This is a genomic window from Mucilaginibacter sp. P19, assembly GCF_050632265.1.
Lineage (GTDB): Bacteria > Bacteroidota > Bacteroidia > Sphingobacteriales > Sphingobacteriaceae > Mucilaginibacter > Mucilaginibacter gossypii.
The window spans coordinates 3504203-3528611 of record NZ_CP192586.1 but is presented as its reverse complement, the minus strand read 5'-3'; the positions used below and the strand labels follow the sequence as shown (position 1 = coordinate 3528611).

The following is a 24409-nucleotide window of genomic DNA, read 5'->3' as shown; positions in this document are numbered from 1 at the left end:
TAATAAAAGCGCGATTTGATACCCGCAGAAGAGAATTATAAATCAAAGATCACTATGCAACCTGATCCTACAAAAAAACAAACAGTAAACCTCCCGGCGTATTTAGTTTGCTGAAACCATATAAAGGGCTTGTGGCGCTGTTACTGTTATTTGCTTTACTGGGCAATGCCATGAACCTTTGGCTGCCTAAAATTATAGCTAACGGTATTGATGCCTACTCCAATCATCATTTTGTGATAAACGAGGTTATGGCCAAATTTCTGACGGCGACAATTGTGGTATTTTTGTTTGCAGGCTTACAGGCAATTGTGCAAATATATGCATCTGAAAAAGTAGCGCGTGATCTCAGGCAGCAACTGGCTAATAAAATATCCCGCCAAACCCATGCTTTTATCGAACAGGCAAATCCTTCAAAACTGTTAACCAACCTTACTTCGGATATCGATTCGATCAAACTATTCGTATCGCAGGCTTTGGTTTCTATTGTATCGTCGCTGTTTATCATTATTGGCTGCAGTGTTATGCTGCTAACCATTAACTGGAAACTTGCGTTGGTTGTGATCACTATTATTCCCATCATTGGCGGTACTTTTTTTATGTTTTGAAAAACGTACGTGCTCTGTTTATGAAAAGCCGCGGTGTTATCGATCAGCTTAATAAGGTAATTAATGAGAGCATACTTGGCGCAGCACTCATCAGGGTAATCAACTCGCAGCAGTTGGAATACAATAAATTCCTTGCTGCCAATACCGAAGCAAAGGATTACGGCTTAAAGATCCTTGGTTTTTTTGCCGGGCTCATTCCCATTGTAACGTTTACCGCTAACATGGCAGCATTTACTATTTTGGTAATGGGCGGGCATTTTGTAATCAGCGGCAGCATGACCCTGGGTAGTTTCGCGGCTTTCAACAGCTACCTGTCGTTATTGATATTCCCGATATTCATTTTAGGTTTCATGAGCAACCTGATAGCCCAGGCTACCGCTTCATTTACGAGGATCAGCATGGTTTTGAATGCGCCGGATGTTACCGACGGTGGCCCGTTGAAGGATACTTTGCGCGGCGATGTGGAACTGAGGAACGTTACAATAAGCTACGGCCAAAAATCGGCGCTGAAAAACGTCTCATTTAAAGTAAATGCGGGTTCAAAGATCGCCATCATCGGGCCTACATCTGCCGGTAAAACACAATTGTTGTACCTGCTTACAGGTTTGATCAACGCTACCGAGGGAGAAGTGTTGTTTGATGGTAAAGATCTTGCCGAATATGACAGCGAAACCTTTCACCGGCAGGTTGGCTTTGTTTTTCAGGATAGCATCATCTTTAACATGAGCATCCGTGAAAATATAGCTTTCAGCGATACGGTAACTGATGAATCGCTTCAAAAAGCTATTGAAACGGCCGAGTTAAGTACGTTTATCGATAACCTGCCCGATAAATTGAGCACCATTGTTTCTGAACGGGGCTCAAGCCTTTCGGGCGGACAAAAGCAACGCATTATGCTTGCCCGGGCACTTGCAGTTAATCCAAAGGTTTTGCTGCTTGATGATTTTACTGCTAGGGTTGATAACAATACCGAAAGGAAGATCCTGGCAAATATTCAAAAGAACTATCCGGGTTTAACACTGATATCGGTGACCCAAAAGATTGCCTCTGTTGAACATTACGACCAGATCATTTTGCTGATGCAAGGCGAAATAGTAGCCAGCGGCGTGCATGATGAGCTGATGAAAACGAGTCCGGATTATGTACAGATCTTTAATTCACAGCAAAGCACCAGCAATTACGAACAGGGTGTTAACCATTAAACATGAAGTTAACGACTGAAAAAATATTGATTACAATGAACTACGATCTTAACCAATTAGGTAAAAATCAGCCAAAAACTTCTACGCTGGCCGGGTTAAAAAAGCTGCTCCAGCTGATAGCCCATGAAAAGCGTACACTCATCATTGCTTTTTTCGCCATCCTTGTTAACTCTACACTTAACCTGCTCGGACCGCTCATTATTGGTCATACTATTGACAAATATGTGCAGCACAAGGATTTCAGCGGGGTCTTACATAATGCGGCTATTTTATTTTGTATGTACCTGGTAGCTTTATTTACCAGCTATAAGCAAACCACGCTGATGGGAGGGGTAGGGCAAAGGATGTTATTTACCCTACGCAATTCTATCTTTAATAAGTTACAGCAGTTGCCGGTAGCCTTTTTTAATCAGAACAAGGCCGGCGACCTGATATCGAGGGTTAACAACGATACCGATAAGCTTAATCAATTCTTCTCCCAGTCACTGATGCAGTTTATCGGCAATATCTCTATTATGATTGGCGCCGGTATTTTTTTGCTGGCTATCAATATTGAGCTGGGAGCAGCTGCTTTATCTCCGGCCTTGGTCATCCTGTTTTTAACGCTGGTATTATCACCATGGATAAAAAGGAAAAATGCAGCAAATTTGAAAAGTACAGGTGCATTGAGCGGTGAGATCCAGGAGAGTATTAATAATTTTAAAGTGATCATCGCTTTTAACCGGCGCGATTATTTCAGGAAGCGTTTTGAGATAGCTAACAATCAAAACTATAAAACAGCTATTGGATCGGGCCTGGCTAACAACGTCTTTGTGCCGGTATATGGTTTACTTGCCAGTATGGCCCAGCTTACCGTACTATGCTTTGGTATCTACCTGATCAGTAAAGGTATGTTCTCTATAGGATTGCTGGTGAGCTACTTATCATATGCTACCAATTTTTATAACCCGTTAAGGCAACTAGCTGCCTTGTGGACAAACTTTCAGCTGGCGATGGCGGGCTGGGACAGGATCTCGCAGATCTTATCCCTTGAAACCGATTTGCCCGTGCTGCAGGCAGGCATTAACGAACCTAATGCTGCTTTATTGGAGTTCAGACATGTGCACTTTAGTTATGATGAAAGCCGGGAGATCCTCCATAATATCTGCTTTAAATTAGAGCGCGGCAAAACCTATGCCTTGGTTGGCCCAACCGGAGGCGGTAAAACAACAACAGCTTCATTAATAGCACGTTTGTATGACCCTACTAAAGGACTGGTGTTACTTGGCGGGAAAGATATCAGGAGTTTTACGGCCGAGGAACGCAGCCGAAAAATAGGCTTTATTTTACAAGAGCCGTTCCTGTTTACAGGCACGGTAAGAGATAATATACTTTATGGCAACGAGCTTTTTAAAGATCATACCAACGAAGAAATGGAACAGGTGATCAGGGATGCTAACCTGGGGAGCCTGCTGGCAATTTTTGAGGAGGGATTGGACACCAAAGTTCTATCGGGCGGCGACAGCATTAGCTTGGGCCAGAAGCAGCTTATTGCATTTATGCGGGCGGTTTTACGCAACCCGGAGATTTTGATATTGGATGAAGCTACGGCTAACATTGATACCATTACCGAAAAACTGCTGAGCGACATTTTGGATAACCTGCCTAAAACCACCACAAGGGTAATCATAGCACACCGTTTAAATACGATTGAAAATGCTGATGAGATCTTTTTTGTTAATTCGGGCGAGGTGATCAGGGCTGGATCATTTGATGACGCTATGGATTTATTGTTGCAAGGAAAGAGGGTAAGCTGATCTTTCTTGGGATATGGATATGCGGTATCACGGTTTTGCCTTGTTTTTTATCCGGATTTGATAAATCGTTTTAAATTTTTGGAGATAAATTGCCGGTATATAAAATAGTTGTCCGATCAACACTAAATAATTGCTAAATTATTTTTACAATTGCATATAAACTTAACCTAAGTTATGCATAAGTACAGCGGCGAAACGCGCATTTTAGTTGCAACAGATTGTATCATATTTGGATTCGACGGGGCAAATATTAAGTTATTGCTTGTTCAGCGTGGCCTTGAGCCCGAAAAACACAAGTGGAGCCTGATAGGTGGTTTTATAAAACCAACCGAATCACCCGAAGATGCTGCAAACCGTGTGCTTGAATTGCGCACCGGGCTTAAGAATGTGTATATGGAGCAGTTCCAGGTATTCGGTAAACCGGAACGTGACCCGGTAGAAAGGACCCTTTCCGTTGCTTATTTCGCGCTTATCGACATTCATAAATATGAAGCCCAACTAAGTGAAGAATATCACCCCGAATGGTTTTTACTGGATGAGATGCCCGATCTGATCTTTGACCATAATGAAATGGTGCGACTGGCTAAAAGACAACTGCGTTATAAAGCCGCGCTTCACCCGATTTTATTTCAATTGCTTCCGGAAAAGTTCACCATTCCGCAATTACAAGCCCTTTATGAAGGAGTTTATCAAACCAAGTTTGATGACAGGAACTTTAGCCGTAAGCTGCTTTCAACAGGTTTGCTTGTAAAGCTTCCTGAAAAAGATAAGCTCTCATCAAAAAAAGGTGCATTTTATTACAAGCTTGATCAGTCACATTACGAGGAAAATTTTGAAAAGTTCCTGAATCTGGTGCCCAACCCTGATAAGTTTTTTTGACATGCACGACAAATGCGTTTTAATATTTTAGTGACAACGCCTTGTTGTTTATATAGCTGACGAAATGATGTCGGTTAGCTATTAGCATCAAATAATACTTGTTTTATAGCTTGATGCGGGTTAAACGCACCCGGTCTTATCAGCATGTTTTTACTAATAACAGGCGCAACATTCGGATGTATGTGATTACTTAGAAAATATGTTTAGTGTCAACCCTGTAAAAAGATAGATAATTCATTATTAGATATTTGTATGTGTTATATTTAAAATGTGTTAAGTCGTGTTAACCCCGGTTAGCTGCGTGTTTCCTGTTTTAACATGTTTTTTAATTACCACCTGAACCTGCTGACCGGGTTTTTAAATAGCCATATTTTTTCTGACACCGTTATCGCGGGGATTAACAAAACCATTACTACATCATGATAACGTGACGATCTGAAATACATCATTTAAAATGCTCTTGAAGTTTATGATCTGCGGAAAAGCGACTTGAGCTTAGTTATAAATTAAACGTAGCTAATTATGAAATTGACCGGGCAATTAAACGGCTGGTTATTTTATATAATCATACCGTATAAATTAAAGGTTTTTGTATTTTTAAAGGGTTAGTTTAATACTACAAAACCAAATCCAACTGTACACCTTTGAGCAAGATAATTTTTTTGCGGTCGTTAAGCCTCTCTTTTATTTTCATATGCATTGCTATTTGCACTAACGCGCAAGGTTCAAACCAGGGTACGGAGTTTTATACCGCATATATTGACCACGTTGATGGTGCAGCAGGCAGTCCTACCGCGTTGGGCAGGGGTAGTCAGATGGACCTTTACATAACTGCCGACGTAAATACCACTGTAACAGTTAAAGTTGCAGATGGCAGCTTTTCAAGTACCTATCAGGTTAACGCAAAGGATATATTGACGGTAGCTATCCCACCCGAAGCCTTTATCGGAAACCAGGGGCAGTTTTTAAAGGGGATTCATATCACGTCGTTAAAACCTATTGCAGTTTACGCGCATATTTTTGCAGAGAACGTATCCGGCGCAACGCTTCTGCTGCCCGTTAATACGCTCGGTAAAGATTACCTCTCCATTAACTATAAACAAATATCAAACTCAAACAACGGCACAAAAAATACTGAAGAAGTACCCTCATATTCAACCTTTGCGGTAATAGCTACAGAAGATAATACCACTGTTGAAATAACCCCCTCGCAGCCACTGCTAAACGGGATCCCTGCAAACCAACCATTTACCGTTAATTTGAAAAAAGGCGAAGTATACCAGGCCTTATCAGCTACTGACCTTACCGGCAGCCGCATTCGCTCAATTGTGAGCGCTGCCGGGGCCTGTAAAAAAATCGCTGTTTTTTCGGGCAGCTCAAAAATAAGCATAGGATGTCAGGGCGATAAGGGATCATCAGATAACCTCTTTCAGCAGGTTTATCCTTTAGCAGTTTGGGGTAAGAACTATGTAACCGCACCTTTAAAAGGGCGCTATTATGATATCTTAAGAATAGTGCTTAGTTCGCCCGATACAAAGGTTACTGTAAACGGTGCCGCGCCAACGGGAGGGCTGAACAATGGTTTGTATTACGAGTTTACATCAACTACAACTAATGTTATCACTGCCGATAAACCAATCCAGGTAGTGCAATATGCAGTAACCCAGGGCGAAGGTTTAAATTGCCAGTTTATTCAAGGTGATACAGGTGATCCTGAAATGATCTATCTGACCCCGATTGAACAAACACTCGATCACGTTACGTTAAACTCAACCGGAAACTATCGGATCCTGAATAATTTTATTAATGTTATTATTAAAGCAGCTGCGGTGCCAACGTTTTCGCTCGATGGAGAACCTTATACTCAGTTTTCTCCTGTGCCGAACAGTATTTATTCTTATGCACAAATCAGCGTAAATGCAGGTGTACATAATATCAAAGCATCCGACGGGTTCAACGCAATTGCTTATGGGTTTGGCAAAACGGAATCATATGGTTATGCTGCGGGCACCAACCTTAAAAACCTGAATGAGTTTATTGTATTATTAAATCCTGCGGACAAGACGGTGCAGGCCAATGGCTGTACTGATACTCATTATAAACTGCAGCTTACGCTGCCATTTCAAACCAATAAAATAAGCTGGGACTTTAAGGATGGCAGTGCTGCTGTTGTTGTAGACAACCCAATACCAACCGGTTCCATCATAAAGGATTCGAAGGTGCTTTATACTTATGAATGCCCGGTAGATAAAACCTATACCGACGGCGATTATAGTGTGGTGGCGACTGTATTTAACCCTATTGCAGACGAATGCGGATCGAATGAAGACATAGAGTTTGATTTTAATATCTCGGTGCCGCCGGTTGTAAAGTTTAGTTTTGCAAATACCTGTTTTGGTAGCGATGTTCAATTCACCGATCAGTCAACCTCAGGTACACGGCAAATTAAAACATGGCGATGGGACTTTGGCGATGGGTTAACTGATGTTGTGCAAAACCCTGTACACAAATACGCCCAACCCGGTTATTACCTGGTTAAACTTTTTGTTACCAATGAAAATGGATGCGGCGCTGCATCTGATCCAATAAAAATACATATATCAAAACCACCTCTTGCATCTTTTAGCTATTCGTCGCCAAGCTGTACAGGTCAGGATGTTACATTTACGGATAACTCCACATCTGCCGAAGGAAGTATCATTAGCTGGCAATGGGACTTTGGTGATGGCACACCGGTTGAAACCCTTAAAAGCAAGAACCCATTTAATCATACGTTTAGTGGACCGGGAGATTATTTGGTTAAGCTAACCGTTACAAATGATAATGGTTGTACAAGTAATATAGCCCCGCTGCCTGTCAAAGTTTATCCTGTGCCGGTAGTTGATTTTTTGTTGCCCGATGCCTGTGAAGATGACTTTGTTCAGTTTACTGATCAAAGTACAATTGCTGATGCCACAGAAGCTGACTTTACCTACGAATGGAATTTTGGTGACCCTAATGCAGCACCAGCTAACCCGAATATTTCCCACGGTAAAAACCCGAAGCACAAGTTTTTAGCCGGCAATTACCAGGTTACACTTAGGGTTACTTCAAAAAATGGATGCTCTTTTACATCGGCTTCAAAGTCATTAACAATTAACGGTAGTAAGCCAAAAGCTAAAGTAATTATTAAGGATCCGGCAGGTTTGTGCAGCGCTCAGGAAGTGTTTTTTGAAAACCAATCCTCGGTTAATTTCGGCGAGATTACCCGGCTGGAGGTTACTTATGACATCAACGACCCATCAACTACGGTAGTTTATGACCATCCGGCATATGGTAGGCAACTCAGGCATAAATATCCTTTGTTCACATCAGGATCGCGGCAGGCTATCTTGCGAGTAATTGCATATTCGGGTACATCATGCTCTGATGTCGCAGAAATTCCGGTTAATTTAAAAGCTTCGCCTGTAGTCACCTTTGATCAGGCGCCTGTTTTTTGTATCGAATCGGAGCCCAAAAAATTGATTCCCCAAATTAAAGCCCCTGCCGGTTCGGGCGTATTTTCAGGAACTGGTATTAGTACAGATGGTGTGTTTAACCCTGCTGTTTCGGGCGTCGGCGAATTTGATATCATGTACATTTATACCACCCGGGACGCGTGCGCTGATACAGTTATGCAGCAGGTTAAGGTAGATGTATCGCCTGTTGTAACGTTGGGGCCGGATTTTACTATGCTTGAAGGCACAAAGCGCGTTTTAAAACCCATAGTAAACGATAATAACTTAAGTTATAAATGGACACCGGCAACAGGCCTTGATCATGATGATGTGGCTAATCCTGTTGCAAGTCCGTCGCAGGATATTACCTATCAGGTAGTGGTTACATCGGCACATGGATGCCAGGCTATGGCCAGCGTATCGGTAAAGGTTTTAAAATTTTTAGTCGTTCCCAATGTGTTTACGCCTAATGGAGATGGGGTAAATGACATTTGGAATGTTAAATATTTAGAAAGTTATCCAAATAATAAGGTTGACGTATACAACCGATTCGGAGAAAAGGTATATCTCGTCAATTGGTTATAGTGTACCCTGGGATGGGAAATACAAAGGCTCATATTTGCCTCCCGGGACTTATTATTATATTATTGATCCGAAAAATGGCCGGGAGGTTATTGCAGGTAATGTGACCATTATCAAATAAAATGAAGCGAATTTTATATACTCTACTTATTATTGCCGTAACAATTCAATTAGCAAAAGCACAGCAACGGCCGCAGTACACTCAATACGTATTCAATAATTACCTTTTAAACCCTGCGTTAAGCGGTATTGAAAACTATACCGATGTAAAACTGGGTTATCGCAGCCAATGGACAGGGCTTGAAGGTGCACCGGTAACGTCCTATTTTTCAGTAAACGCGCCTATAGGTAACCGGTTTTTGCAGGGCGATGCCACTGCATTTCCTGCGGGTGGAGGTTTAAACCCATCAAGCAGGTCATATACACAAAATTACATGGCTGCCGAGCCGCATCATGGCGTGGGATTAATGGTGGTGTCTGATAAAACAGGCCCGATAACACAAACCAATATTGACGCTACCTACGCTTATCACCTCGGCCTTACCGAAACATTGAATTTAGCGGTAGGGGTGTCTGCTGGGGTAAGTCATAATATTATAGATAAAAGTAAACTTACCTATGTTGATCAAAATGACCCAACCATTAATAGCATCGCGGGGGCGCAGTGGAAACCTGATTTGGGAGTAGGTGTATGGGCTTATTCATCTAATTATTTTTTTGGCGCGTCGGTACAGCAAATCCTTCCGCAAAATTTATATGTAACTACTTCGACAACTGCTGTACAAAACAAAACGGTACCGCATTATTTTGTGACTGGTGGCGTTAAGCTTTTTGTATCTGATGATATTACGCTTATGCCTTCGGCCTTGTTGAAATTTATAGCACCGGTTCCGGTAACTTTTGATGTGAACATGAAAATGTCATTCAAAGACAGGTTCTGGATTGGTGGTTCATACCGCCGCAATGATTCATATGCCGCATTGGTTGGATTTAACCTAAGTTCGCTTATTAATGTTGGCTACTCATACGATTTTACAACATCTGCCCTGAATACGGTTAGTCATGGTTCGCATGAAATTGTGTTAGGCATCCTGCTTAATAATCGATATAAAGTAACTTGCCCTCAGCATACTTTTTAATTTTAAAAAGCGTTTTTAATATACTGGCGGATAAACTACCGTATCGTTCGAGATTAGTCCGAATCAAGCTCTGTAATCTGGTTCGGCTCGCGAAGGCGCAATTATGCCATGCTGCATAACATTTATAAACTATTTTGAAGCTTCCTAATAATTACAACTATAATAGTTTTAATTTGCGATATTTAATTTCTTAAAAGGATAAAAAATAAAACAATACAATTGTTTCGTAGGTTTATTAAATAACAACTAAAATTAAAACCTATGAATACCAATAATGAAAACTGGGGAAACCAGGATAATGATCGTAATGATTTTGAAAACAACACCAACTCATTTTCTGTGAATGGTGATGAAACCGATCCAAACCGTGATCTTGAAAATGATGATGATTTGGATGAGGTAAATGATATAGTAGACTATGATGAACAGCCTGAGGTAGAAAAAACCGAAGACGAGACAGGTGGGTACCCATAGCCAATCGGAGATTGATCAACCCAACAGAAGTGCCGATACTTCATTTAGTGAGCAAACAGATGTAACACCGCCGAATAAAAAGGAATTTCCGTCGGTAGGCCCCGCTAAAACTGATTTTGAGAGCCGCCCGCAAGGACGCACCACCGGCAGGATGGTTGGTCATGAACCAGGAACTGAAGGAATTTAGTAAAAGGAGGGTATAATCATGAATGATTATAAAAATAACTATCCTGCTTCCCGGCAGGGTAATATTAAGGAGACCAGGGAAAGTAACATTAAAGACAGCTATAACTATGCTGCCCGAAACAATCCCTGTCTTGAAACAAAAGGTCCTCAAAGAAAACACTTTAAAGTTTTACATGAGGATGGGAGCCTGGCTGATCTTCCGGATCCAAATGTTGAAGGAGCAGGTGTCGGAGATGGCACCATAGGCCGTTAAGCAAAAAAGGTGACCGAAATGGCCACCTTTTTTTGCTGTTATGATTAGATATAAAATTACGTGGTATAACCCAGAATTTTCAATACTTGCTTGCTGTTTTGCTCTTCTCCAAACACCTCAAAGTTAAACGTTTCGTCCCTGTTACGGCGAATGATCACATGCTTGGGTGATGGCAGCAGGCAGTGGTGGATACCGCCGTAGCCACTTAATACTTCCTGGTAGGCGCCGGTATTAAAGAAACCTAAATATTGCACCTTACGGGTTTTAGGCATAAATACGCTGTTCATATGCGCTTCCTGGTTGTAATAATCCTGCCCGTCGCAGGTGATACCCCCAAGGTTTACACGTTCGTATTCCGAATCCCAGTTGTTAACCGGCAACAGGATGTACTTTTGGTTCAGCGCCCAAACGTCTGGCAGATTGGTAATGAACGAGCCATCAAGCATCAGCCAGCGTTCGCGGTCGTTTTGTTGTTTACGGCCTAATACCTTGTACAGGATACCAGAAGCTTCGGCTACAGTATACTTACCAAATTCGGTAATGATATCCGGTTCCATCGTGTCATGCTCGGCACATATCTCTTTGATCCGGCTTACTATTTCGTTGATCATGTATTCATAATCAAAATCGAAAACCAGTGAATCTTTAAATGGCATACCACCGCCAATATCAAGCGTATCCAGATGTGGATTTACTTTTTTGAATTTACAGTAAAGAGTTACATATTTTTCAAGTTCATTCCAGTAGTATGGTGTATCGGAAATACCCGAGTTAATGAAGAAATGTAATAGCTTAACCTGGAAGTTAGGGTTATCCTCAATTTTGTTATGATAAAAATCAATAACATCTTCCATACGCACACCCAAACGTGAAGTATAAAACTGAGAATCAGGCTGCTCTTCAGCTGCAATCCGGATGCCCAGGTTACAAGGAGTGTCCATCTCAATTTCGTCGTCGTAAAGGTTAAATTCTTCTTTATTATCCAATACCGGAATGATGTTTTTAAAGCCATCATGTAACATATCAATAATATATGTTTTGTACTGGAAGGTTTTAAAGCCGTTACATATTACGGTTATTTCCTTTGTTACAGTACCTTTTTTCTCCAGCGCGTCAATCATAGGCATATCAAACGCCGATGATGTTTCCAGGTGAATCTCGTTTTTCAGGGCTTCTTCAACAATGTGCTTGAAATGCGAGCTCTTGGTGCAATAGCAATATTTATAACTACCGCGATAGTTGTTTTTGATGATGGCCTGTTGAAACAGCAGTTTAGCTTGCTGGATCTTTTTGGATATCATAGGCAGATAAGTAAAGCGTAGGGGAGTACCGTACGTTTCAATCATCTCCATCAAATTTAGGTCCTGAAAGTATAGTTCATCGTCGATGATCTCAAAACCATCCTGTGGAAAGCCTACACTTAAGTCAAGAAATTCCTGATAACTCTGCATCCTTAAAAATTTTGGGCAAAAATGTAATTTTTAAACGGAATATTTGGCTATTTGTTAGGATTAATTTTATTGACAGAATGTAATGTTTTTGCCGTAGAAGCCAGATTAGCCATTACCTCCTGCAATACAGTGTGTTGCGGCTGATAATCAATAGATATTTTCGATAATAACCAAGCTACAACATAGGTGATCCGGGAAGGGGTAGCAAGCGCCTAAAATTTTGATAAACATACCTATGCTACAGCCGCTTCTTTGTTATATTTATTACGGTAATCAATTGGCGAGAGCCCGGTGATCTTTTTAAAAACTGTACGAAATGCCTTGGCATCGGTATACCCAACATCATACATTACCTCATTGATGTTTTTGGGGGTACTTTCCAATTGTTTTTTGGCTGCCTCAATTTTTACGCGCTGTATATATTCAACCGGAGTATTATTGGTGGCTTTTTTAAACCGTCGTTCAAAATGCCTGCGGCCAATAGCATACATTGATGACAGGTCTTCAACTGAGATTTTTTCGGTTACGTTATTTTCTATATATTCCTGAGCTTGCTTTATAGGATTGTCCTCGTGTTTTTTTTGCCCCGTGAACATCGCAAATGGAGACTGACTTTTTCGGTCGATCTCCAGGGCATAGATCTTAGCGGCCATGATGGCTATATCCCGCCCGGCATACTTTTCAATCAGTAATAGTAACAAACTCCAGTATGAAGTAGCGCCGCCACTTGAATATAAACCCTGCTGTTCGGTAACAATACGCCCGTCAACCAGCTTCACTTCCGGGAACATATTTCTGAACGCATCGGCTGTTATCCAATGGCTGGAACACTCTTTACCATTCAATAACCCTGTCGAGGCCAATATAAATGAGCCGATACAAAGACTTGCTATTTCTGCACCATTATTGTACTGGTTGATGATCCACGGTACAAAATCCCGGTTTACGTTTACCGCGTTTTGAAGATCGCCACTTATGGCAGGGATGATCACCATATCGCTTTTTTGCAGATCACTTAATAAAATATCCGTATGAACCGAAAACATGCCGCCATGCACCTTAACTTCTTTGGAAAGCCCAACCATCTGTACGTCAAAAACAGGTTGCCTCCCCATCGATTGTAAAAAATCGTTGGCGCCTGTGAAAATGGTTCTGGCGTCAACTATGCTGGCTAAAACCGCTTCATTGGGTATCAGGATGGCAACATGTTTCATTTTGTTATTGTATAACTGGTTATCTGGGATAAAGATAATGAACACTAAAGTCGCAAACAACCCCTTAACAAGTCCTTTTTACGTGCTACACAACTTTATCGCACCAAATAACTTTGTATCGTTAACAAACATATAATCACGCAAACCAAATATCATCATGAAACCAAAAACAATTAAAACCCTGTACTGGATCTTTACCGCCCTTTTTTTATTGGCTATGCTGGGCGATGCTTACGGGGGAATCACTATGCAGCGGGCTGGCAAAGATTCATTAGCTAAACTTGGTTATCCCTTTTACCTCATGGTTATTATGGGGTGGGCAAAAATAGCAGGTGTACTGGCCATAGCGCAAACCAGGTACCTGGTTATTAAAGAATGGGCTTATTCTGGCTTCACCATTAGCTTTATCGGTGCATTTTTATCGTGGCTTGCTATTGGAGCCGGGGCTGCCATGCTCATTCCGCCGGTAGTTATGCTGCTTGTTATGTTCTTCACCTACTATTTATGGAAAAGGTATGAGCAGGTAAAGGAACTGGGCTTAACCAACACTAAACTTGCCGGAAATACTGAACTGGCTTAGTGTTTTCAATTTTATTATAAATCCCGGGTTTGTCAAATCCGGTTTGCTTATTTATTACCATGCGCAAACTGATCGTATCCTTAAACATTACGCTGGATGGTTTTGTAGCGGCGGAGGACGAAGGCCTGGATTGGCATTATCAATACTGGACGGATGAAATAGCCGAGACAATAACAGAATTGCTTAGCCGGGCCGATACTATTTTATTGGGCAAAAACACATATCGGGCTATGGCTGCCTATTGGCCCTTTCAGGCCAAGTGCATGAATTTTCCGCGTACGGATATTGCTTATGCAGATATGATGAACAACTACCAAAAAGTGGTTATGTCGTCAACAATGACCTCCGCGTTGTGGAACAATTCATTACTGGTCAAAGGAAATCTAAAGCAGGTTGTTAAGCATTTAAAAAAGCAGCAGGGCCGTGACATCCTTACTTACGGAAGCATCAGTGTGGTCAAAAAGCTGGTGGCCGCGAATTTAGTTGATGAGTACCAGTTTTGGATCCACCCGGTAATTTTAGGCAATGGTAAAGCACTTTTCAACGGGGTAAAAAGCCACTTGCTTTTAAAACTGGTTTTAAAGAAAGTTTTTTCATCGGGTGTTATATTGATGGTTTATCAATCCCACAATTAACTTAGGTAGCAGCATTAAACCGACCGGTTTAAAAAGGCATCTTTACTGCTGACACACTGTTGTCAATAGCGCATTACACCTTTGTATGTAAAAACGTGATCCGTTATGAACAGAGCCGACAGGTTGCTCAAGGTATTGGTGCTGCTGCAAACCAGGGATGTGGTTTCTATCGACCTGCTAAAATCACATTTTCATATCAGTACCCGTACAGCCTACCAAGACCTTGAGTGCCTGAAGCAATTAAAAATAACAGTGACCTTTGAAGCTGAAAAGGGATGTTTGGTTTTAGTTGCAAGCTGCCTTTCGCCGGATGGTAAAAGTGAGATCATTTCTCAGCCGATGCTGGTTATTCCGCAGGCCATAAAAAATGAGGTACTATTGACTATTCCGCGTGCGGTAAATGATGATCCTCAAAACTCATCGTCGTAATATCTTAGTTTTTCGGCAACTCATAAAAATTTACGCCTTCGCTGTTTTGAGCCAATTTAAAACGAGGGAACATCTGATTTTTGCGCAAAAATACGTATGAAAATACCGTATTTTAACGGATTGATATTTGGCCGATTGCTTTGTAAATTGGGGAATATTTTTATGCCTGCTAAACCCGCAACCTTATGTTTAATTCCCCAATTATCGATCTTGCGCTCACGCTGTCGTTTACCTATTTTTCGCTCAGCCTAACTGTTAGTACAGTTCACGAGTATCTGTCTGCCCTGCTCAACAAGCGGGGAGAGTATCTGAAAAATGCTATCGAATGTTTACTATTTGACCAGGACTGGAAAAAAATAGCAGAGAAGCTTTATAACAATCCGAACATTACATCTTTAAAAAAGATACAAGCAGCTTGCCATCATATATCCCGGCGGGCAACTTCGCTGCAGCTTTAATGGATCAGTTTAAAGGTGATAAAAATATTATCCTTGATATGAATAAGATCCGGGATGTTTTAACAGATGACGGCATAGCAGCACAGGTTGGCATCTCTGCCGGGATCAGGAAACTTCTTCTTAATTTTTATGAGCGCGCCCAGGGCGATCTTCAGAGTTTTCAAAAACAGATCGAAACATTTTATAATTCGGCTATGGACAGGGCCTCGGGAGTTTATAAACGATCATCTCAGCTTATTGTGTTTATTATTTCGGTGGTAATCTGCGCCTCTTTAAATGTTGACACCATAAATATTGTAAACAAGCTTTGGGGTAACCAGGAAGCATTGAAACATACAGCCGACAATTTACAAACCGTAGTTAAACAAGTAAATGAAAAAGGATATAATCCTAAAACTGATACGATAAAGTTTGAAGCCAGCAAAGTAACGGTTATTAAAAACATACCTGCCGATACAAGTAAAAACGCACCTAACGCGAAAAAAGTCGCCCAGCAAATCAGCACAGTTAGTACGTTTCTAGTAAGCTCTGGTATCCCTGTGGGTTGGACGGCACAAAACACTCCAGATTTGAAGGGTAAAACATTCTGCCAAAGCCTTTTGTCGCTTTTAATCAAGATAACCGGTTTATTATTAACAGCTATAGCTTTAATGTTAGGCGCTCCTTTTTGGTTCGATTTGATCAACAAAATTGTAAGTTTACGTGCGGCAGGCAAAAAGCCTGAAGAAGAAGCAACCACACCAACTAAAAATACCACCGTAACCGTAAAACCAGTAGGCTAATGCGCATTAAAGTAACCAAGCTGCTTAATACCAGGGTAGGAGGCGCTCATACAACCTATCAAACCGGTGCTATAAGAGAGCCGGGTGACGAGATAGAAGTAACGGGCACTGTGCAGGGAGAGGAACTTGACGGAAACAACACCTGGTATAAAGCGAGCGACGATGCTAATAGTCATTATTGGAGCGGCGGGGCCGAACAAATAGATAGTGCCGGTGGCAATTATCAGCAATGGATGATTGACTTGAACCTCCCGGAGATTTGGGGCCGGTATGCAGGTACAGGCGTTGGTGTTGCTGTGGTGGACACCGGTATTGCGCCAGGCATAACAGACCTGTTTTATAATCAGAGTAAGTATTATGTTTATGGAGATAATGTTGAGATAAAAGACAATGCCGGTCATGGTACATTTTGTGCTTCCCTTGTTGGGCTACGGAATACCAGCGGCAACTATGTCGGTGTGGCTCCGGGCTGTAATTTATTCGCTTGTAAAATATCCGAAAAAAGAACATTTGAAAACACGGAGAGAGATGCCCAAAGATATGCTGACGCGATTAATTGGTGTGCAAAAAATCCTGATATTCATATAGTTTCAATAAGTTGGTCGTCGGGTATAAGCAATGCTGCTACTCTAAGTTTAATTCAGGAGGCTATAAACAATGCCGTAGCTAACAATAAAATAATTGTTTGTTCTATCGGAAATTCGATAGTATTTGGAGATACAAGAAAATATTATCCGGCCTGTTTGAAAAATACAATCGGGGTCGGCATGGTTCCGGATAAGGAGAATGGCTATCCTTGTATAAATGAGTTCCTGTCGCTGGTGATCAATGGCTCGCAAATAAAATCATATGATCAGAATAACGAATTGATAGCTGATAGCGGGAGTAGTTTTGCGACGGCTATTACATCGGGCATAATTGCGCTGATGATTCAAAAAATGAATTTTAGTTATTCATTTGCTATGATCACTGAAAAATTGGCGGCTATGACGCAGAAAACAACCTTCATTATAACCGAAGATGGAAACCCGCCAGCATCCTTCGATCTTCCACTGCTAAAACCCGAACTTCTATTGAATTTTTTTAACGATATTGTATGAAATATAAATATGCCTCCCTTTTTTGTTCTTGCTTCTGTCCTGCAAAATGTTTGCGCAACAACCCGAAAGGCGCGTTTTTTATGATGTGTTATATTTAAAAAGTCTTTACGACAAAGACGGAAAAATAAGGATCAGCCCACAAAACAAGCCGTTGTTTGCTTATTATTTTAATCTCAAGAACACCACTAATGTAGATACTGTTATCAAGAAAAACCCTTTTTTAGCCTGAACGGGATTTATGAAGCTGGCGGTGCAAGCGGAGGGACAATACCCAGCCCATCCGGATTACTACAATCCATAGGCTCACTTGATGTTACCAATCTTGCCGACGGTCTTGCAAAGTTTTTAGTGGAACGAACAAAGCAGGAACTTTCCACTGCCTTTTTTCACGGTTTAAAAAGGAGCTGGACAGTACCAGGCAGTTGCAGTTATTATTCCCGGTTACTTACAAATCACTTACAGCTATAGATGTTGAGATCTATAATTACGCCGCCTATACGGATTTGCTGCGGGAGTCATTTCAGAAAGACCTGGCACTATTACTTCCCAATGTTTCCAATTTGATTGACGACCCGTGCATGGATCAATTGTTTGCTGCCATGCCCCACGTCAGGATAATCTTCATCGATGCCTTGTATATAGCCAACGAGTTTCATGAGGGTTCCCATCCCGGGGATATTTTTCATACCTATCTGGTTAATAAAGCAGGCAATGGCACCTTAAAGCTTGTAAATGAAAATGTATATCCGGCATTGCAAGCTTTTGATCTTTTTTCACAATCATTACGGTCAAATCAGAGAGATAAATACTGGGTCGATGCCGATTCGGCGAAGATGCTGTTTAGTAACCCTGTAACTTTCCAAATCTACCTTGGTTTACTTTATCAGCAATTGGAAAAAAAGACATTAATTTCAAAGAGGGTTCAATGAGGCAATTTCTCAAAGATCGTAGTGGTGACTTTTTAAAATTTGAGGAAATTTATCAGAGTTATAACATTGAATTTATCCAAAAAGCAACAATAGTAAACAGGTATTTCATTAATTTAAAGCAACTTCAGCAAAAAGGTGAAAATACTTTTAATTACCAGGATTATTACGCGCTTTATAATTCATCACTTAATCTTTTTGAGCAATTATTGAAATCACCGGTGCTTTTAAATATCAATCCGACCAATATCACTATACCAATGATTGACAGGAACGATCCGAAGATTGATCAGTACCTGTCATCAGCCAGGAGTCTTGGCAACGTTTACATTGATGTTTACGAAAAGCAGTACCCATCGGCCATAGTTGAGCTTAGCGACGTTTACGATAACTTGTTTATTAATAAAGTCGTTACCAACCCAATAAAACAGGATTTGGTTACAAAACTTGCTGAAAAAAAGCAGAATATAATAAACTGCAGGATGCAGTCGCCAAAACTGCCATAAAGAAAGAAATAAATGAACTTGAAGCGAAAATTGCAGCGTTCACCGAGTGGCCGGCAATAAATAAAATGTTTATTAAATATGCCAATTTTGCCGCTGAGGTATCAAAAGCGAAAAACAGTGACGAAGTAAAAAATGCTATTGAAGCAATTGCTTTACCGGTAGGCAGTTCAACCGTTAAACGCGAGGCTATTTTTAATGTTGCTCTAAACGCCTATGTTGGCCCTTATGTAGGTAAAGAAAAAGTGCATGGCATTGATGAAAAGTATAAAGGTACATACGGGCTCTCAGCACCGGTAGGAATTTCATTTAGCTGGGGGCACCGTTTATTATTTGTTCCTACGGGCGATAAAAAATGGTCGACTTCTGTTTTTGTTTCTTTAATTGATATCGGCGCACTTGCTTCATACCGTTTTACATCCGGAAGTACCCCAGTAGCAAAAGATACCAGCGCCACTGTAGCGCAGGTGCCCAAAATTGAGCTGAAGAATATCATAAGCCCCGGTTTGTTTTTATCTATAGGTATACCATCTACACCAATCTCAATTTCGGGTGGTTTCCAGGTTGCGCCAAATTTGCGTAGCGTTAGTTTAACAGGAGCCAATAAAGATGTGATAACTAACACTTACGGCGATAATAAGTTATATACACGTTGGTCGGTTGGGGTTTTAGTTGATATACCGATACTCAACTTGTTTACTAAAGGACGTTAATAGATTTGATTAACGGTTCGTCGGCCAACGATAAATGGAGGGCGAAGGATGGCAGCGCCATTTATAGCTTGAAATTGATAAAACTTTTACTGGAGTATCTTGTTCAGATAACGGTTCGGCGACTGCCGCTCTTGCCGTGCATTATATTTAAAAGTTATTGCATATTGGGCTGGCATAATTAAAAAGATGATTTAACTTTAAGGCGTTCTGTTTTGATTATTTATTATCATATTTAAAACAAAACCGAATCTGATAAATTGAAAATATACAACCACTTATGCAGGAATTAGACCCCACCATTCTTCAAAAAGCAAACTCATGGCTTCAAGGAAATTATGATGCTGATGTAAAGCAGGAAATTCAAAAATTAATTGACGATAAGGCATATACCGAACTGACGGATTCATTTTATCGTGATCTGGAGTTTGGTACCGGTGGCCTTCGCGGTATTATGGGGCCGGGTTCAAACCGTATCAATAAGTATACTATAGGCGCCGCCACACAGGGATTAGCTAATTATCTGAAAAAACCTACCCCGGCGAAAAAATCAAAGTAGCTATTGCTCATGACAGCCGTAACAACGCCGATTTCTTTTCGACTATTACGGCCGAAGTTTTTTCAGCTAATGACATTTATGTTTATTTTTTTAAGGCATTACGTCCTACGCCCGAGCTTTCGTTTGCGGTACGCCATTTAGGCTGCAAAAGCGGTGTAATGCTTACAGCATCACACAACCCCAAAGAGTATAACGGGTACAAAGCTTATGGGGCCGATGGTGGGCAGTTTGTTTCTCCGCACGATAAAGCCGTGATGGACGAGGTTGCTGCAATCAGCAGCATTGATGACATCAAATTTAACCGCGTTGATGCTAATATTGAAGAAATAGGGGAGGACATTGACGAGCTTTACCTGAGCAAGATCACTGAGCTTTCTGTTTCGCCTGATGCTATTGCACGTCAAAAAGATCTTAAAATAGTTTATTCGCCAATCCATGGTACCGGTATCACATTGGTACCCCAAGCCTTGAAACGGTTTGGTTTTGAAAATGTGATCTTGGTTGATGAGCAAATAACTCCCGATGGAAATTTCCCAACAGTAGTTTACCCTAACCCCGAAGAAAAGGAAGCGCTTACACTTGCCCTTAAAAAAGCAAAGGAAACTGACGCCGACCTGGTATTGGCTACAGATCCGGATGCAGATCGTGTGGGTATTGCTGTGAAAAATACCGATGGCGAGTTTATCCTGCTCAATGGTAACCAAACCGGCGCTATGTTGATCAATTATTTATTAACCGCATGGGAAGAAAAAGGCAAGCTTACCGGTAAAGAATACATCGTTAAAACCATTGTTACCACAAATCTAATCGAACGCATAGCCGAAGCCAAGAATGTTACTTACTATAACACGCTTACCGGCTTTAAATATATCGGCGAGTTAATGACCCATTTTGAGGGTAAACAAACCTTTATAGGTGGCGGTGAAGAAAGCTATGGTTATTTGATAGGCGAACTGGTTAGGGATAAGGATGCTGTAGTTTCAAGCGCATTCATTGCAGAAATGACTGCTTATTACAAAGACAAAGGAAGCAGCCTTTTTGAAGCATTAATCGACACTTATGTGCAATATGGTTTTTACAAAGAAAAGCTGATCTCCCTGACTAAAAAAGGTAAAACCGGTGCCGAAGAAATTAAGGAAATGATGGAGAAATTCCGTACCAATCCTCCGGCTACCTTAGGCGGCTCAAAAGTAAGCACACTTAAGGATTATGAAAAACGTATTGAAACTGATTTAGCAACCAATACAAGCAAACCAATTGAATTGCCTGTATCTGATGTTTTGCAATTCATTACAGAGGACGGTAGTATCATTTCGGCCCGCCCGTCAGGCACGGAGCCTAAAATTAAGTTTTATTGCAGTGTGAACGGTAAACTTGAAAGTAAAGAGACATATAGTGAAACAGATAAAAACCTTGACGCTAAGATTGCCTCAATTATGCAGGATCTCGGTGTTTAACTATGGATAATGATGTTTGAAAAAATCCCGGCCAGATCTCAATCGGCCGGGATTTTTTATGTATGATTTATCAGTCGTTCGTTACATCGTTTTTCTGGGGCGCCTTGGTCTGTCACTTCCGGGCGACTGATCATTATTGCTCCGGTAATTGCTTTGGCTATTATAGCTTCGGGTATTGTTAGTTCTATCCCCGCCGCCTCTGTTATTGCCGTATCCAAATGACTTACGTGGTGGAGGAGTTTTCTTTATAAAGTCGTCGTTTATTTTTACACTTAATACCCGATCGGCAATAGGCGTACCGTCTAAGGCGATCACCGCGTTTTCTGCCCCGGTGCGGTCCTTCATTTCAAGAAACGCATACCCCTTACATATTCTTGTTTTTTTGTCGCGTACAATTTTAATCGTTTCCACATCGCCATGTGGACCTATCATTTTAACAAGTTCCAGCTCTGTCATTTCCAGAGGAAAGCCGCCTACAAATAATTTGACCATTTATAAATTGAGATTAAGATGATAGATAACCACCGTACACAAATTTCGTTTGATTTTTTTAAATAAAGGATGTTTTCGCGTTAAAACCAAAGTTTATTTAATAATTCGTTGTTTTCAAGTCAGTAATGGTCAAAAAATGGCATTTTGTGACTCTTAATAATAGAACGTCATCAATACAAAACAGAGAACGACTGGTATACATCTTTAAGAAGTACTGAAGGCCCGTTGGCTGCAATTGCGTTTTCAAGGTTTTTATTGCTAAATACAGCTACCCCCATCTCGGTTTTTACCTGGTATCTCAATGACAAATTCAGTGCGGTTGTATCCCAGTTATAAATATCGGCATAAGCGTTCGGACGCCCGGTAAATGGCCCAAATGCTTTTAAGAAATAGTCCAGTATTTTATAGGCGTCAGCCACCTAAAAAAAGATAAATGTTCACTATTTTGTTTTTGTAAACGCGGAAACCTATTGCATCTAATAACAAACTATCTCCCTGTATCAATGGCCGCTGTCTTTATATTGATAACGAATACAATTGTCTGCATTGTGTTTAGCATCAATATCTAAACAGATAAGCTCACGGGCCGGAATAGATTAAAAATAAAACTCGTCGTTTAGGTGGCATGACTCAATCTTTTTCAGGTTCGGACAGTGTAATTTCTGTGGATCAAAAAACAAAACTAAAACGCATTAGCAATACTGTAAATCCATATATTTGAGAATATAAACCGGGGATAGGTGTGCAATTTATCTTCTAAAATGATAGCCTTAGTTGGTTGCAGTTTAATTAATTTATTGCCGTATTTGATTTGCAGAAATTGTGTGTTTGATTAATCGGATCGGTGCGTTATTAAAAACCTTTATAACAAAAATGAAATATATCTTCTGTTTGCTTTTTTCATTAATTATTCTTTCGGCAAATGCATTCACTGATCCTAATACCTTACTCGAAGAATTAAAAACTGAAATCGCAAAAAAATATATATGATAGCAGTAAAGAAGCAAGGATCCGAAAATTAAAGGCATATCAATCAACCCTTTCGCAAACCAATTATGATGCGCGGTTTGATACCTGGGACAAGCTTTACATCGAATACAAATCATATCAGTTTGATTCGGCGTATGTTTATGTCGATAAAATGATATCACTAAGCAAGGTAACCGGTAATAAACCAAAGGAGTATTATAGTTACGTAAGGATGGCTTTTATTCTTCTTTCGTCGGGGATGTTTAACGAGACCTTTGACTATTTGCGAAAAGTAAATGTAAAAGCCCTAAGTAATGCCGATAAAGTTGATTACTATTTCTTTTTAGCCAGGTGCAATTATGACCTGGCGAATTACAGTAATGACAAATATTTTAGCCCCGATTATATTAAGACCGGTAATAAATACATTGATTCAGCGGTCTCGTTTTGCGGCAACGACCATATAATGCATACTTATTTACTTGGTTTGAAGGATTATCAGGAAAAGAATTACGTAGAAGGGCGCATACGCTTTAAAAAATTACTGGAAAAGGACATGCCAATTTCCATGCACCTGCGTGCAATGGTGTCATGCTCATTGGGATCAATCTACCTTGAAGATAACGAAAGGCAGGAGGGTCTTAATTTGATGATGAGGGCTGCAATAGCCGATATCAAATCATCAACGCGTGAAACGGTTGCGCTTTATACGCTGGCCGAATTATTGTATAAGCAGGGGAACATCAAAGATGCTTACAGTTTTATTCAATTGGCAAAAACTGATGCCGACTTTTACGGAGCCCGGCAGCGTAAAATACAAATTGCTTCAATTTTACCATTAATAGCGGCAGCCGAGCTTAATAATACCGAGCATCAAAAAAACCGCTTCCTGGTGTTCCTGTTAATTATTACTGCGCTTGCATTGCTGGTTGTCTTTTTCCTGGTGATGATCATTAACCAATTAAAAAAGTTGAAGGTTAAAGAAGCAATAATTGAAGGGAAAAATGTGCAATTAAACCACATAAACGCGAAACTAATTGAAGATGCAAAAATTAAAGAGGAATATATCGGGCAGTTTTTTAAGGCCATTTCGGGATATATCGTTAAGCTCGAAAATTTGAAAATCTCTATTGATGCCAAGCTCTCGATGAAGAAGTATGACGCCATTCATACTTTTGTAAATAATATTGATATTAAAAAAGAAAGGGAGAGCTTATATTATAGCTTTGATCATATTTTTTAAAGATCTTCCCTAACTTTATTACGGTGTTCAATAGCTTGTTTGCCGAGAAAGATCAGATCTGGCCTGATGAGGACGAAGTATTAAATACTGATCTTCGCATATTCGCGCTTATAAGGATGGGTATTGCTGATAATGAAACTATTGCCAAAATATTGGAATATTCTGTCAATACAATCTATGTTTACAAAATGAGGATCAAAGCCAAATCGTTGCACCCTGATCAATTCGAACAACGGATTATGGATATTAAGGCTTTTGATTACGAGTGATTTTTTTGAAGATACATGCTAAAAACCCTGTAAAGTAGCC

The 24409-nt window shown here is 40.5% G+C and carries 22 protein-coding genes and 2 pseudogenes; 20 read left to right on the top strand and 4 right to left on the bottom strand.

Features of this window, described 5'->3' with window-relative positions; translation table 11 throughout:
* Positions 1 to 131 precede the first annotated feature (131 nt).
* The 9 genes from ACQ86K_RS17080 (at position 132) to ACQ86K_RS17040 (ending at position 10592) form a co-directional block, all read left to right on the top strand.
* The gene (locus tag ACQ86K_RS17080) at positions 132 to 605 is read left to right on the top strand and encodes an ABC transporter transmembrane domain-containing protein (RefSeq protein WP_431198396.1); all 474 of its coding nucleotides are present in this window, start codon (positions 132 to 134) and stop codon (positions 603 to 605) included.
* Positions 606 to 625: 20 nt separating this feature from the next.
* A complete protein-coding gene (locus ACQ86K_RS17075) occupies positions 626 to 1807 on the top strand; it encodes an ABC transporter ATP-binding protein (RefSeq protein WP_431198395.1) in 1182 nt (393 codons plus the stop codon).
* 35 nt (positions 1808 to 1842) lie between these two features.
* The gene (locus tag ACQ86K_RS17070; RefSeq protein WP_091162943.1) at positions 1843 to 3603 is read left to right on the top strand and encodes an ABC transporter ATP-binding protein; all 1761 of its coding nucleotides are present in this window, start codon (positions 1843 to 1845) and stop codon (positions 3601 to 3603) included.
* A 174-nt stretch (positions 3604 to 3777) separates the two neighbouring features.
* Positions 3778 to 4482, top strand: a complete 705-nt coding sequence (locus ACQ86K_RS17065; RefSeq protein ID WP_090525482.1) for an NUDIX hydrolase — start codon at positions 3778 to 3780, stop codon at positions 4480 to 4482.
* A 644-nt stretch (positions 4483 to 5126) separates the two neighbouring features.
* Positions 5127 to 8543 (top strand): PKD domain-containing protein, encoded by a 3417-nt coding sequence (locus ACQ86K_RS17060; protein ID WP_431198394.1) that lies wholly within the window; start codon positions 5127 to 5129, stop codon positions 8541 to 8543.
* Positions 8544 to 8662: 119 nt separating this feature from the next.
* Positions 8663 to 9679 carry a PorP/SprF family type IX secretion system membrane protein gene (locus tag ACQ86K_RS17055; RefSeq protein WP_090525486.1) on the top strand — a complete coding sequence of 339 codons (1017 nt, stop codon included), beginning with the start codon at positions 8663 to 8665 and terminating at the stop codon, positions 9677 to 9679.
* A gap of 261 nt (positions 9680 to 9940) precedes the next feature.
* Entirely contained in the window at positions 9941 to 10153 is a 213-nt protein-coding gene (locus ACQ86K_RS17050; protein WP_431198393.1) for a hypothetical protein, read from the top strand.
* The gene (locus tag ACQ86K_RS17045; protein ID WP_431198392.1) at positions 10140 to 10340 is read left to right on the top strand and encodes a hypothetical protein; all 201 of its coding nucleotides are present in this window, start codon (positions 10140 to 10142) and stop codon (positions 10338 to 10340) included. Before ACQ86K_RS17050 ends, ACQ86K_RS17045 begins: the two co-directional genes overlap by 14 nt.
* An 18-nt stretch (positions 10341 to 10358) precedes the next feature.
* On the top strand, positions 10359 to 10592 hold the full coding sequence (locus ACQ86K_RS17040) for a hypothetical protein (RefSeq protein WP_091162858.1): 234 nt from the start codon (positions 10359 to 10361) through the stop codon (positions 10590 to 10592).
* 56 nt (positions 10593 to 10648) lie between these two features.
* Here ACQ86K_RS17040 and ACQ86K_RS17035 read toward each other — a convergent pair whose 3' ends face one another.
* Complete coding sequence (locus tag ACQ86K_RS17035) at positions 10649 to 12043, bottom strand: arginine decarboxylase (RefSeq protein ID WP_091162859.1); 1395 nt, start codon at positions 12041 to 12043, stop codon at positions 10649 to 10651.
* 233 nt (positions 12044 to 12276) lie between these two features.
* Positions 12277 to 13257, bottom strand: a complete 981-nt coding sequence (locus ACQ86K_RS17030; protein WP_090525495.1) for a GlxA family transcriptional regulator — start codon at positions 13255 to 13257, stop codon at positions 12277 to 12279.
* Positions 13258 to 13414: 157 nt separating this feature from the next.
* On the opposite strand from ACQ86K_RS17030, the gene ACQ86K_RS17025 reads away from it, so the two are divergent.
* The 10 genes and pseudogenes from ACQ86K_RS17025 to ACQ86K_RS16980 all read left to right on the top strand — a co-directional run bounded on the left by ACQ86K_RS17025 (position 13415) and on the right by ACQ86K_RS16980 (position 21396).
* Positions 13415 to 13837, top strand: coding sequence for a DoxX family protein (locus tag ACQ86K_RS17025; protein ID WP_091162860.1), 423 nt, complete (start codon positions 13415 to 13417; stop codon positions 13835 to 13837).
* A 59-nt stretch (positions 13838 to 13896) separates the two neighbouring features.
* The gene (locus tag ACQ86K_RS17020; RefSeq protein ID WP_091162861.1) at positions 13897 to 14472 is read left to right on the top strand and encodes a dihydrofolate reductase family protein; all 576 of its coding nucleotides are present in this window, start codon (positions 13897 to 13899) and stop codon (positions 14470 to 14472) included.
* A 105-nt stretch (positions 14473 to 14577) separates the two neighbouring features.
* Complete coding sequence (locus ACQ86K_RS17015) at positions 14578 to 14901, top strand: HTH domain-containing protein (RefSeq protein ID WP_091162862.1); 324 nt, start codon at positions 14578 to 14580, stop codon at positions 14899 to 14901.
* 185 nt (positions 14902 to 15086) lie between these two features.
* Positions 15087 to 15359, top strand: a complete 273-nt coding sequence (locus tag ACQ86K_RS17010) for a hypothetical protein (RefSeq protein WP_431198391.1) — start codon at positions 15087 to 15089, stop codon at positions 15357 to 15359.
* Positions 15359 to 16141 carry a hypothetical protein gene (locus tag ACQ86K_RS17005; protein ID WP_431198390.1) on the top strand — a complete coding sequence of 261 codons (783 nt, stop codon included), beginning with the start codon at positions 15359 to 15361 and terminating at the stop codon, positions 16139 to 16141. Before ACQ86K_RS17010 ends, ACQ86K_RS17005 begins: the two co-directional genes overlap by 1 nt.
* Positions 16141 to 17241 (top strand): S8 family peptidase, encoded by a 1101-nt coding sequence (locus ACQ86K_RS17000; protein WP_091162864.1) that lies wholly within the window; start codon positions 16141 to 16143, stop codon positions 17239 to 17241. Before ACQ86K_RS17005 ends, ACQ86K_RS17000 begins: the two co-directional genes overlap by 1 nt.
* Positions 17242 to 17663: 422 nt before the next feature.
* Positions 17664 to 18170 (top strand): hypothetical protein, encoded by a 507-nt coding sequence (locus tag ACQ86K_RS16995; RefSeq protein ID WP_431198389.1) that lies wholly within the window; start codon positions 17664 to 17666, stop codon positions 18168 to 18170.
* Positions 18167 to 18673: a hypothetical protein gene (locus tag ACQ86K_RS16990; RefSeq protein ID WP_431198388.1), complete on the top strand. Its 507-nt coding sequence runs from the start codon at positions 18167 to 18169 to the stop codon at positions 18671 to 18673. The genes ACQ86K_RS16995 and ACQ86K_RS16990 overlap by 4 nt, the downstream gene beginning before the upstream one ends.
* Positions 18674 to 18738: 65 nt before the next feature.
* Positions 18739 to 19383 (top strand): hypothetical protein, encoded by a 645-nt coding sequence (locus ACQ86K_RS16985; protein WP_431198387.1) that lies wholly within the window; start codon positions 18739 to 18741, stop codon positions 19381 to 19383.
* Between the two features lie 277 nt (positions 19384 to 19660).
* Positions 19661 to 21396: pseudogene (locus ACQ86K_RS16980) on the top strand (phospho-sugar mutase).
* An 81-nt stretch (positions 21397 to 21477) separates the two neighbouring features.
* On the opposite strand, the gene ACQ86K_RS16975 reads toward ACQ86K_RS16980, so the two are convergent.
* Together ACQ86K_RS16975 and ACQ86K_RS16970 are read right to left on the bottom strand one after the other, a co-directional pair.
* Positions 21478 to 21888, bottom strand: a complete 411-nt coding sequence (locus tag ACQ86K_RS16975; RefSeq protein ID WP_091162867.1) for an RNA recognition motif domain-containing protein — start codon at positions 21886 to 21888, stop codon at positions 21478 to 21480.
* A gap of 170 nt (positions 21889 to 22058) precedes the next feature.
* Positions 22059 to 22307: a hypothetical protein gene (locus tag ACQ86K_RS16970; RefSeq protein WP_091162868.1), complete on the bottom strand. Its 249-nt coding sequence runs from the start codon at positions 22305 to 22307 to the stop codon at positions 22059 to 22061.
* A 722-nt stretch (positions 22308 to 23029) separates the two neighbouring features.
* Here ACQ86K_RS16970 and ACQ86K_RS16965 point away from each other — a divergent pair.
* A pseudogene (locus tag ACQ86K_RS16965) lies at positions 23030 to 24369 on the top strand (DUF6377 domain-containing protein).
* The last annotated feature ends 40 nt before the right edge of the window (positions 24370 to 24409 follow it).